General features: G+C 40.7%; 9 protein-coding genes and 1 pseudogene. 4 read left to right on the top strand and 6 right to left on the bottom strand.

All coding sequences use genetic code 11. From position 1 onward, the window contains the following. Nucleotides 1–195: 195 nt before the first annotated feature. From O9295_RS16455 to O9295_RS16475, 5 genes and pseudogenes are all read right to left on the bottom strand, one after another. The gene (locus tag O9295_RS16455; protein WP_043999001.1) at nucleotides 196–1,062 is read right to left on the bottom strand and encodes a 6-pyruvoyl trahydropterin synthase family protein; all 867 of its coding nucleotides are present in this window, start codon (nucleotides 1,060–1,062) and stop codon (nucleotides 196–198) included. Nucleotides 1,063–1,440: 378 nt separating this feature from the next. Further along, nucleotides 1,441–1,541, bottom strand: a pseudogene (locus O9295_RS16460) (type II toxin-antitoxin system HicB family antitoxin); the annotation flags it as partial. A gap of 135 nt (nucleotides 1,542–1,676) precedes the next feature. Then, the gene (locus O9295_RS16465; protein ID WP_004163350.1) at nucleotides 1,677–2,183 is read right to left on the bottom strand and encodes a hypothetical protein; all 507 of its coding nucleotides are present in this window, start codon (nucleotides 2,181–2,183) and stop codon (nucleotides 1,677–1,679) included. Nucleotides 2,184–2,191: 8 nt separating this feature from the next. Further along, entirely contained in the window at nucleotides 2,192–2,785 is a 594-nt protein-coding gene (locus O9295_RS16470; protein WP_288033918.1) for a bZIP transcription factor, read from the bottom strand. Between the two features lie 60 nt (nucleotides 2,786–2,845). Next, entirely contained in the window at nucleotides 2,846–6,832 is a 3,987-nt protein-coding gene (locus O9295_RS16475; RefSeq protein ID WP_288033921.1) for a magnesium chelatase subunit H, read from the bottom strand. Between the two features lie 712 nt (nucleotides 6,833–7,544). Between O9295_RS16475 and O9295_RS16480 the strand changes: the two genes are divergently transcribed. The 4 genes from O9295_RS16480 to O9295_RS16495 all read left to right on the top strand — a co-directional run bounded on the left by O9295_RS16480 (nucleotide 7,545) and on the right by O9295_RS16495 (nucleotide 11,533). Continuing rightward, nucleotides 7,545–7,976, top strand: a complete 432-nt coding sequence (locus O9295_RS16480; protein WP_147070695.1) for a HEPN domain-containing protein — start codon at nucleotides 7,545–7,547, stop codon at nucleotides 7,974–7,976. A 7-nt stretch (nucleotides 7,977–7,983) separates the two neighbouring features. Then, nucleotides 7,984–9,360 (top strand): KGGVGR-motif variant AAA ATPase, encoded by a 1,377-nt coding sequence (locus O9295_RS16485; protein ID WP_288033925.1) that lies wholly within the window; start codon nucleotides 7,984–7,986, stop codon nucleotides 9,358–9,360. A gap of 5 nt (nucleotides 9,361–9,365) precedes the next feature. Further along, nucleotides 9,366–10,859: a P-loop ATPase, Sll1717 family gene (locus O9295_RS16490; protein WP_288033928.1), complete on the top strand. Its 1,494-nt coding sequence runs from the start codon at nucleotides 9,366–9,368 to the stop codon at nucleotides 10,857–10,859. Nucleotides 10,860–11,014: 155 nt separating this feature from the next. Beyond that, a complete protein-coding gene (locus O9295_RS16495; RefSeq protein ID WP_288033930.1) occupies nucleotides 11,015–11,533 on the top strand; it encodes an N-acetylmuramoyl-L-alanine amidase-like domain-containing protein in 519 nt (172 codons plus the stop codon). 1 nt (nucleotide 11,534) lies between these two features. Here the strand turns inward: O9295_RS16495 and O9295_RS16500 are convergent. Next, nucleotides 11,535–11,649: transposase (locus tag O9295_RS16500; protein WP_130758671.1), on the bottom strand; the 115-nt coding region annotated here is incomplete at its 5' end.

Genomic DNA, 11,649 nt, shown 5'->3' on the forward strand with positions numbered 1-11,649 from the left:
CATGTGGTCAATTACCTAATTTTCAGGAAAAAAGTCCAGGGATTTTCCCCCCAATCACTCCAAAGGTCGGCACTTTTTGAGGCAAAAAAAGTCTAAAAGCGTTATCCAACAAGGTTTTTAGATTTATTCAGCAAACCCTAATTAAATCCATCAGGGTGAGCCATGCTCACCCTAATCACCTTAACTAACAGGCAATTAAACGGCTGTCAGGGTTTTTTCTAGAAGTTGTCGGGGAGCTTGAACCAAACCACGACAGTGGATTTCCGCAGAATTATTGGGACTTTCAATCAGTTTAACTTTATCTAATTCGGCTCCTAATTGGCGGATCCGTTCCCCTAATAGTTGAGCGATATGTAAGGCAATATTTTCCGCGGTGGGAACCACTTCGGCAAAGTAGGGAATATCCTTATTTAAAAAAGTATGATCGAAGGGTTCTACTACCAATTCATCGATCGCTTTTTGTAAATCCCCTAGATCTACAATCATACCGGTGCGGGGATCGATTTCCCCCGCCACGGATACTTCTAGGTGATAATTATGGCCATGACCGTTTACCCTGGCGCATTTGCCGTAGATTTCCGAGTTTTGTTCGAGGGTTAATTGCGGTAAAGCTAAACGATGGGCGGCACTAAAATGGGTTTTGACGGTTAAAGTTGCTTCCATATCTTTTCCTTGATATTCTGCCCACAATTCGGGGTGTTCAAATAGTTGAATTTTGACTAATGGTAAATAGGGTGCTAATCTTTGCCAGATAACTCTGGCGATATTTTCTGTGGTGGGTAGGGTTTGCTGAAATTCCGGCCAGACTTGATTGAGATAGGAGTAGTCTAATTGACTGGTTATCTCTCGTTTAATTACCTGTTTCACGGTGGAGAGATTCTCCACCATGCCATAAGGATTGAGTTCTTTGTATAGGGAGACGTATAATTCGTAATTGTGACCATGACCGGGAAAACGGCTACCAAGACCAAAACGTCTTTGATTTTCGGCTTCGTCCCATTCTGGTAGATAATAGCGATGGCTGGCTGAAAACCTCGCTCGACGATTGATGATGCAATCCATAAATGTGGGCGATCGATGACTTTGTAAAGTTACGTTAAGAGTAACTTTTTCTAGCATAAACCAGTTTTGTCTCCTCCGGCTTGCGGACCGGAGAAAGTTATCCCTCAATTCCAGCAGAATGCGATCGCTGTGAGTCGATAGTGAGAAAATTTATCTTTGAGAAGGTGAAGGAATTACTTTTTTACCACTATGATAAACTGTCTCTATCCATAACTTTCTAGCTCCCTCAATTCTTCTTTAGGAGCAATCGAGATGGGATACTTTAGTGGGCAAAAAAGTAAATTCGTAGGTCGGGTTGAGGTCACGAAACCCGACAGAAACCCTCAGTTGTTGGGTTTCACTTCGTTCAACCCAACCTACGCAAAAAGATCTACCAAAATAAACCGTCTCTATCCAAATTCGCTCGCTTCTTCAATATTAATAATCACTTCTTCTAAAGTTTCACCCTGACTCATACATCCGGGTAAATCGGGAATTAGTTTTTCCTAGACAAAAATGGTAGTAAATTCGTAGGTCGGGTTGAGGCTACGAAACCCGACAACCCGACAGAAACCCTCTTAATCCTTTTTTTGCTGAATAAAATGCACAACCGGACTAATTTTTGATTATAACGATTAAATAGGCTTGACTAGATCGCCAACTTGAGGATTTTCAAACGGTAGTCTTTCTCCTAATTTATCAATCATTGATTTTAACTCTCTTTCTCTCGTTGACTGTAACTCTTTCTTTGCTAAGTATTCAATTCCAGAAGGAGTCAAGGGGGGGATATAAGATAATTCAGACAATTCTCTAGGTTTCTGCAAATATTCTACGATCAAATAAGAAAGTTTATTTAAGTCTATGTCTGGCTTTTTGTCTGATTCTATAATAGATATTTTATCTTGAACCAAAATAATTCTTCCCGTACCTCTTACTAAGTCAAGATGACCCAAAGATTCGCCAGTATGCGGATCTAATATTTCTTCGTCATCGATACGATAAACCATCATTCTTTGACCTTCTCGAATTCCGTTCTGTTCACCTCTATTCATGACTAATTTATGGTCGTTAATAACCTTAACGACAGTGGCAGGAAAAGTTCCTTTGGGGGATAAAAGGGGAGTTTCTGTGACGTTTTCCATTTCTACCTCTATGGTTGATTGAATTTCTTAATAACGCTCGGACTAACTCTAGTTTGTTGCATAACTTTTAAATCATTGTTGGCCAGTTTATCTAAAATATTTTGATAGGTTATTTCTGGTTCATCGATCACTACTTGAATTCGTCCCTTATGATTGAGAGAATAGACGAATCCTACTCCTATCAACCTCTCGAAATCATCTTCATCTGTATAATACAAAGATATCATAGATTTATGGGCGAATAAATCTGATGCTTCCAGTAAGCATCGAATATTATTGTTTGCGTCCTTTTGAACTCTTAGAATTTTAGGGATAATGCGCTGTTTAATTTCAGTCTCTAGCTTTTGGTTTACCTCCTGAAGTTGCTTAACTTCTGCCTCTAATTTTTGCTTCTGTCTAAGAAGCGTGTTAACAGCGCTTAACAAAGTAGCGATTAACAGCAAGGTGAAGAAACTGACAATAATTACTAGGTCTAAAGGAATAGAAGTATTGAAGGAATAACGAATTAAAGCAATACCTCCTAAAAATCCAAGAAGGCCGAGTAAAACCCCTTGAATTTCGTTAAAACTAGACCAAATTAACCCCCAAAAGTTATTTTTCATCTTTTTTGAAAACTCAAGAGACCGGTAATTAGCCAGTCTCTCAAGTCTTATCTATCTATTCTACTCGATTCCTTCGATACGGTCCTCCACTTCTTGATAAAGTTCCTGTAAGCGGTCTAAATTCTCTTGAGAAGTTTCCCAGTAACCGCGACCATTAACTTCTAGCAGGGTTCCCACCATCTTGCGGAAAGAATTAGGATTGAGATTCATCAGACGCTGACACATTTCCTCATCTTGAATAAAAGTGGTGTTGACATCTTCATAAACCCAATTATCCACCGCGTCAGCAGTTGCCGACCATCCCATCGTATTAACCAAACGCTTCGATAATTCTCGGACTCCTTCGTAACCGTGACTTAGCATTCCCTCGTACCATTTGGGATTGAGTAACTTGGTGCGGGTATCCAAGCGCACGGTTTCCGATAAAGTACGCACCTGAGCATTAGCGGTGGTAGTATCGGCAATATAGGCCGCCGGTTTTTTGCCATCATCGCGTAAACTAGCCACAACTTTTGTCGGGTCCGAGTCGAAATAGTGGGAAACATCGGTTAAACTAATCTCGCTAGAATCCAAGTTTTGGAAAGTTGCCTCGGCAGTTTTTAAGGATGCTTCAAACAACTGACGATTATCGGCCATCATCCCGGGGTTATCCGAGTCGAAAGCAAAACCCTTGCGGTTGAGATACATATTCTGTAACTCTTTTTCGTCTTCCCAACTGCTGTTTTCCACCGCGAGATTGATGTTAGAAGAATAAGAACCGGAAGCATTAGAAAAGATGCGGGTGGCTGCCTGTCGAACCGTTAAACCCATTTCTTTTGCTTGTTCAATAGCGTGTTTACGGACATAATTCATCTCCATCGGTTCGTTTGCTTCCGCAGCCATTTTTACGCCTTGGTCAAGCAAGTTCATCTGATTGATAAATAAATCCCGGAAGACACCAGAACAGTTGACCACCACATCAATGCGCGGTCTTCCTAATTCCTCTAGGGGAATCAATTCCAATTTATTCACCCGTCCCAAAGCATCGGGAACAGGACGAACCCCCACCATCCAGAGAATTTGTGCTAGGGATTCCCCATAGGTTTTGATATTATCAGTTCCCCAGAGAACACAAGCGATGGTTTCGGGATATTTACCGCCATTATCCAGTTTTTGCCGTTCTAACAGGCGATCCACCACGATTTTAGCCGATTTTACCGCCGCTAGGGTCGGGATAGACTGGGGATCTAAAGCGTGGATATTTTTACCCGTCGGTAAAACTCCGGGGTTACGGATGGGGTCGCCACCAGGACCGGGAAGAACGTATTCCCCTTCCAATGCTTTTAATAGGGCCCCTAATTCATTATCGGCACAGACCTGTTCTAAACAGAATTCTAGGTATTCAAACAGGGGTTTTAACGCGACCGGATCAACTTTTGGATAACCCATCTCCTGTAAAGTTTCGATCCAAGGCGATTTCTTGCCTATATTCAAGAAATTCAGCTTAGAAAGCATCGATACCCGACCTTCCGCGTCGGTTTGGGACTTGACTAAAGCGGCAACGGCAGCGCGAGTCGCTAGGGTGATGTTTTGCAGTAATTCCACATCCTCCAGCACACCTCGATCGCTATTGCGATAAACTTCCTCTAGATCCCGGCCGATGCTGTTGGCAATAATTCGAGGTAAGGAAAGTAAATCGTCTTCTTCCCGGTCTAAACTGGCAATATTGACCAAAGTTGCCACCGCTTCGAGCGCTGAGGGGGGTTTCCCGATAACGTGAAGTCCGCAGGGAAGTAAGCGCGATTCAATTTCCATCAGTTTACGATAGACCGAACCGACAATATTATCCCGTTCCTCTTGACTGAGATGGGCGGTATCACCATCAGGTAAACTTATATCTTTGTCGAGATTGACTAAGAAACACTTATCGACAATGGTATTGACAATTTGCACCCCACGCCCACTATCTTTCAGGGTTTGGTAGGAACCGATCAACTCGCTTAGTTCTTTTAACCCTTTGTAGAGTCCGGCATTTTCTGCGGGGGGAGTGAGATAGGAGATGGTTTCCGCATAACTGCGACGTTTAGCGATCGTCGCTTCGCTGGGGTTATTAGCGGCATAATAGTAGAGGTTGGGAATCATCCCGATGAGGTTATCGGGGTAGCATTCTCCAGACATTCCCATCTGTTTCCCCGGCATAAATTCTAGGGAACCGTGGGTGCCAAAATGAAGAACCGCGTCTGCTTTCCAGACTTGATTGAGATAGGTGTAGTAGGCTGCAAAACCGTGGTGAGGACTAGCGGAACGAGAAAAGAGCAGACGCATCGGATCCCCTTCATAACCGAAGGTGGGTTGAACCCCAATAAAGACGTTACCGAATTCTTTGCCGTAGATTAACAGATTTTGTCCATCACTGTTGAGGTGTCCAGGTGGTGGTCCCCAATTTTCCTCTAAACGGACGGAATAGGGGGTTAAACGCTCGTATTCCGGTACGGACATCCGATAGGCGATATTTAGCTCCGGACTATGGTATTGTGCTTGAGCATCATGGATTACCGCTTCCATCAGTTCTCGGGGAGATGCGGGTAAGTCCTGCAAGTCATAACCGTTATTTTGTAACGCTTGCATCACTTCGTAGATAGAACCGAACACATCTAGATAGGCTGCGGTTCCCACATTCCCTTTATCGGGGGGGAAACTAAAGACGGTGATGGCGACTTTTTTATTGAGTTTCGGTTTCTTTCTTAGGTTAGCCCATTTTAGCGCCCGTTGAGCGATCGCTTCCACCCGGTCCTGTAAGGCGATCGCTTTACCCGTGGTCCCATCCCGGCCCGATAATATAATAGGTTCGATCGCACCGTCTAATTCCGGAATAGCAATCTGTAGCGCTACTTGAATCGGGTGTAAACCTAAATCGCTTTCTTCCCATTCCTGAGTGGTTTGGAAAACTAGCGGTAACGCGCACATATAGGGACGATTGAGACGTTTTAAGGATTCTATCGCTTTCGGATGATCTTGTCGTGCTGGACCTCCCACTAAAGCAAATCCTGTCAGGGAAATTACCGTGTCAACGATGGCAACCGCTTCCACTCCTTTTAAGCTTTTATCCCAGAAATATTCTTCTACGGGTTTAGAAAAATCTAATCCTCCAGCAAAAACGGGAAGGACTCGCGCACCCATAGACTCGAATTCCTGCACGAGAGCGACATAATGAGCGTCATCACCAGTAACGAGGTGAGTTCTCTGTAAAATTAAGCCAACACAGGGAGCCAAGGGGTCTTTGAGGTCATCGGCAATATCACTGCGGTTATTGTACCAAGCGAAGTATTCCTTGACATCCTCGAACATTTTCATCGATAAAGGATGCCAGATACCCATATCTGGATAAACTACCGGTTCTTTGTAAACTACACTGTCATCCTTGTTATCAAAGACGTACTTATCGGCCAACATTAACAGGAAATTCTCTAAATTTTCTGCGGAACCTCCCAGCCAATACTGGAAACTTAACATAAAGTTGCGTGCGTCCTGAGCTTTTTCCATAGGGAGATATTTCAGGACTTGCGGTAAAGTTCGCAATAACTTTAACATCGCATCTTGGAAACCAGCGCCAGAGTTTTCCCTGCGCTTTTTCATAAAGTTAGCGATGACACTCTTAGACTGTCCCAATTGTGCCATAGAAAAGCTGCCTAACTTATTTAAGCGCATTACCTGGGGCATAGAGGGAAAGATGATCGCCGCGTCTAATTGATCCCGATGGGGACTGACAGCGGCCACAACTTTATCGGCTAAATCTTCGATAAAGATGAGAGAAGCAATGAAAATATTAGCTTTGGCTACATCCTCCTGAAAATTGCGATAATTTTCCCCATCGCGCAGTTCTTCGATTAAATAACCACTAATTTCGATCGCTAGTTTTGGGTTGTTAGAGTTGATTTCCCTGACGGCACTACTCAGCGCACTTTGGTACTGAGGTTCTAGCACGACATAGACCACCTTGACCAGCGATCGACCATTCAACGCGTCGGGAACTATGTGACGAATGGTGGACTTGACGTGAGTGAACATATATGATGGTTCTCCTTAGGATTGCTGAGTCTGGTATGAAGGGATTTTCGTCATCAGATGACGATCGCCCTTTGTTTAAGGTGTTTAGATATATGTTTCTGTTTTGTATCAGAAAATGTCACCCCAATGAGCATTTACTCTGGGTTTTGACACAATTTGATAAATATCTTGCCATATTTTGTAACAGATGGTAAAGAGCTTTTTGAGTAACTGCTCAGGCTTTTCTTTACAAAAATTAATATTTAATCTATTGACTTTTAATTACAAAAATGTTATGGGTTAGCACCTCAGACGAGATGTCCCTGTTCAAAGATGATCAGGGTTAGGATTCGAGATCATCTCATGGAGGGCCGCAAGTGCTATGACTCGATCAAGATCAGCTTTTTGTCCTTGTCCTAGACCTCTGGTAAAAATCAAAAATTGTTGTTAGGGTTAGGATTCAGTAGCAGGTAAGCTGTACTGGATTTAAACTGAGTAGGGGAAATTTTAGTACAAATGCTTGGACTGGCAACTCCGGCGCTCCAGTGCAGTCTTAAGGAGTAATTTAGACAGTCAACAGCTTAATTATAGTGAGGAAATCAGGCAATAGTTTCAGAAAATTTGGCAAGTTTAGGTTGAAAAATCAACAACAAGGAAGTAAAGTTCTTAAAGTTTCGTTATGGTGGTAGAATTGGTTTATGGCTAAAAAGTTTTTATTTGATTCGATACATCTATGACCGAGTTATTTGCTAGTGCAGCGGGACGACATTTGCAAGATGCCAAAATTTTGCTGTCTAAAAAACGTTGGGACAATGCCATTTACCTAGCTGGTTATGTAGTAGAATGCGCTTTTAAGTTTTTAGTAGAACAGTATTTTAAAAATGATCAAAAAGCCGCTAAAAAATTCGGACATGATCTCGAGGAATTAGAAGGTAAAGCGAGGGAAAGATTAGGAATTCTCTATCCTCGTTTAGAGCAACAGTTACCAGTTTCTCGCATCTGGGGAACTGTCCTAGGGCAAAATCACCCAGAAAGAAGATATTATCAATCTGGATATTGGACTGAAGATCAGGCTAACTCGGCCGTTGAATGTGCTGAAGAAATTTATCGAGATATTATTCCCAGATTAGTGCTAAACGGTTATATTTCTAGTAAGGATATTTAAGATTCTGATGATTAGTTTTAGTGAAACTTTTACTAGAGTAAGGGAATGCTTTCAGGATTCCAGTCTTGGTTCTCTTGTAGCCAAACTAGAATCCGTGACTATTATTCGTGATGTTGAGGGAAAAATTCGCTTATTTCTAGAGTTAAAACAGGAAAACAACATAGAATCAAACGAAGAAAACCATCTATCTACACTCCTGTCTGAAAAACTTGAGTATTACTATGGCCATGATATTTGGTGGCAAAAAGGAGAAGGAGATGCTTATAAAGCCCTGATTGATCTTATCATAGCTGAAAGAGTTCAGACACCTTGGTTCGATGAATCGCCAAGCTTGAAATGGTATATTCTAGAACGTCATCTGGCTAAACAAGCATGGACAGAGAATAAAATTGGGCAGCAATTGCCCTGGGATTTTGAAAAAGTTGAAAAAGGATATAAACCAGCTATTGTCTCCTTTTTTTCCTTCAAAGGAGGAGTTGGTCGCACCACTACTATGGCCGCTACTGCCTTAACTTTAGCGCGGAATGGTCATCGAGTCGCTATAGTTGATCTTGATTTAGAAGCTCCCGGTCTGGCCACAATTTTTTCTGAGGATTTTGCCGATAATTCTGGTGTCATGGACTATTTGCTAGAAAAGAAAGTTCAAAAAGACAAATGGAAACTGAGTTTAAAAGATATTAATGACTCAAATTTGTTAGGAGATGAAGGTGAAATCTTAAAATTGCTACCAGCAGGAAATGTGGATCAAGATTATTTAGAAAAATTGGCTCGTTTAGACTTTCAAAATCTTGTCAATGGTCAACTACAAGGCATTTTAAAACAAATGCTAGAAGAAATAGCAAGGTTAAACAGACCACTGGATTTTATTCTCATGGATGCAAGAGCAGGTTTTCATGATATTGGTGGTTTAGCTATTACTTATTTTTCCCATGCAGTGGTTATTTTTGGTACGGAATCTCGACAAAGTTGGGCAGGATTAACCCAAGTTATCCAACATTTAGCCCTATCTAACCCTGAGGATCCTTTACCATTAATTTTAGTTCATGCTCTCGCTCCATCTTTAGGAACAGTTGGCCGAGAAAGAGAGTTACGAAATTTTCGACAAAGAGCCTATACAATTTTCCAAGAAAACTATTATACTGAATCTGAAGATGTCCCTAACTCTAATGATACTGATGCACCATTTTTCCCGATAGTTGTCCCCTACGATAATAGTCTGCGGGGAGATATTGCCCTCTTTACTCGTGACTCACGGCACGATACTCCAGAAGAAAAAGAGAGATTAGCAAATCTCGTGAAAGTTATGACCGATTCTCCTTATCAAACTATTGCTGAAAAGCTTTGTCAATTATTTGGACGTGATGTGATTATAAACAATCGGTAAAAATTATGGCTGAATTCGATAAAAAAAAGTTACTGGAATTAATGGGAGCAGTTGCTCCTGGAAAAGCAACTGCTGAACAGGAAAGTGATGATGAAGACGTATTTCTCAAAAATTTCTTACCCGTGGTTGATTATAGAAAAGCTTTGGAGCCAAGCATTTTATTAATTCAAGGTGGTCGGGGTGTGGGTAAAACAGAATTATTTCGTTTACTAGCCATTCCCTCTGGACGAGAAGCTTTAGTTAATAGTTTAAATATTCGAGGTCTTGCTCCTTTAAATCAGACCAGATGGATTGCAGGATTTGGTCGCACTCGCAAAACTGCAAAACGATTTCCGTCACCAGAAATTATAGAAAAAGAAATGCAAAACGCTACTAATCTTGAATGGCGTAGTTTCTGGTTAGGATTGATTTTAGGTGTCATTTTACAGGAACAAGAATCTGATATTGCCAGCATTATAGGTCAAGAATTGGATCCAAATATTACTACTATTCTTAAAAATAGGTTATCGCTTTTATCAGAATGGAGAATTTTAGTTAAAGATAATTTTGAACATCTAAATTATGTTCTTGACAAATTAGACGAACAATTAATTAGTTCTGACCAATGGCTATTTATTACTTATGATGAATTGGATCGGTTATTGACTACTTATAATGCTCTAGCTAATCCGATTAGAGAATTATTAGCTTTTTGGCTCGATCGCTCTCGTCGTTGGGAGAGAATTCGACCAAAAATATTTCTTCGTACCGACCTATTTAGAGAGGAATTTTTGGGATTTCCTGATGCTTCTAAATTACAATCCCATCGGCTAGAATGGCAACGCTCTTGGCTCTATCAACTCTGGATTAAACGGTTAGCTAATTCCGATCAAGAAATGAGAGACTATTTACAGATGATCCCTAATTTAATTTATGAAAGCTCAACCCAACTAGGATGGAATGTTAGTAGTGATGAACGATTATTTGAAGAATTAATCGAAAAAATGATCGGTAAATATATGGGAGTTAGTCCTAAAAAAGGCATTACCTACCGATGGATACCTAATCATCTTCAGGATACTGGGGGTAGAATTGCTCCTCGCTCTTTTCTAAAATTATTCGACCTAGCGGCAGCCAAAAGATTAGAACGTTTTGAACAACTGACCGAGCTATACCTTCTACAACCCCCTGATCTCCAGAGTGCTTTAATGGATACTTCAGAGGATAGAATTAAAGAATTAGCACAGGAAGAATATCCTTGGTTAGAATCTCTAAAAACTAAGTTAGAAGGGTTAAAAACTCCTATGCCGAAAGAAACTTTTTTAGAGGCTGTGCGCTCAACTACATGGAGTCCTGAAAAAGAAAACAAACCTCCCGTTCAGGAACCTGAAGGGATTGTGCAATATCTAATACAATTGGGTGTGGTGGAAAGTCAGATTGATGATCGAATTAATATACCTGAAATTTATTCATATGGGTTTAAAGTTAAACGTCGCGGTGGGATTCAACGTCCTCAATAACTTGAGGATATCGACAATAATTTTATGTAGAATAAATAGTAAAATACATGAAGCAATAATAACTAACATTGGCAGATTTTAACAGTTGATAACTCTGATAGTTGATTTGTATTAGTCGGTGATAAACTCTTATTATTTTCAGTAATCGATCGACAATGTTTTTTAATTGGATAACTTTACCCTATTTATTAATTAATCCTGTTTTAATTCCCTTGAGTATAGCTCGATCGGAAACTATTCTTGCTCAAGAAGTCAGCGATCCTAATTATCAAAAATTAGTTCAGTACGCCCAAAATCAACAACTCGATCGCCTAGCCATGGCTGATATAATCCAGAATATCGCCACTCAATTTTTAGGAGCAAAATATCAAGCAGGATTACTCGATCGCTCTCCTACAGAAAAATTATTTATCTCTTTAAAAGAGTTTGATTGTGTCCTCTTTGTGGAAACAGTTCTCGCTTTGAGTCACAATTTTGCTTTAAAAAATTATCAGTATTCTGCTTTTAGTCAGCAGGTTTTAAATCAGCGTTATCGCCACGGTATTCTCGACGGTTATTGTAGTCGCCTGCATTACTTTTCCGATTGGATTAATGACAACCAAAAACGAGGCAATCTAGAAAATATTACTCACAAATTAGGAGGAATTACGGCTCTTCGTTACCCTTTATGCTAAATCAACAGACAAGATGCCAAGATAACATACTTCTAACCCAAAAATTCCGAAAGTTTCTAAAGCCATAGCCTCTCCGTTTTATTAGTTTAAGTTTATTGTTGATTCCCTCGACCACC

Origin of the sequence: Microcystis sp. LE18-22.4A, assembly GCF_027531105.1 — a bacterium.
GTDB lineage: Bacteria > Cyanobacteriota > Cyanobacteriia > Cyanobacteriales > Microcystaceae > Microcystis > Microcystis aeruginosa.

Excerpts from the sequence above, each read along its gene's own strand:
- O9295_RS16455 (WP_043999001.1), bottom strand. The coding sequence starts at position 1,062 with ATGGATTGCATCATCAATCGTCGAGCGAGGTTTTCAGCCAGCCATCGC.
- O9295_RS16465 (WP_004163350.1), bottom strand. The coding sequence starts at position 2,183 with ATGGAAAACGTCACAGAAACTCCCCTTTTATCCCCCAAAGGAACTTTT.
- O9295_RS16470 (WP_288033918.1), bottom strand. The coding sequence starts at position 2,785 with ATGAAAAATAACTTTTGGGGGTTAATTTGGTCTAGTTTTAACGAAATT.
- O9295_RS16475 (WP_288033921.1), bottom strand. The coding sequence starts at position 6,832 with ATGTTCACTCACGTCAAGTCCACCATTCGTCACATAGTTCCCGACGCG.
- O9295_RS16480 (WP_147070695.1), top strand. The coding sequence starts at position 7,545 with ATGACCGAGTTATTTGCTAGTGCAGCGGGACGACATTTGCAAGATGCC.
- O9295_RS16485 (WP_288033925.1), top strand. The coding sequence starts at position 7,984 with ATGATTAGTTTTAGTGAAACTTTTACTAGAGTAAGGGAATGCTTTCAG.
- O9295_RS16490 (WP_288033928.1), top strand. The coding sequence starts at position 9,366 with ATGGCTGAATTCGATAAAAAAAAGTTACTGGAATTAATGGGAGCAGTT.
- O9295_RS16495 (WP_288033930.1), top strand. The coding sequence starts at position 11,015 with ATGTTTTTTAATTGGATAACTTTACCCTATTTATTAATTAATCCTGTT.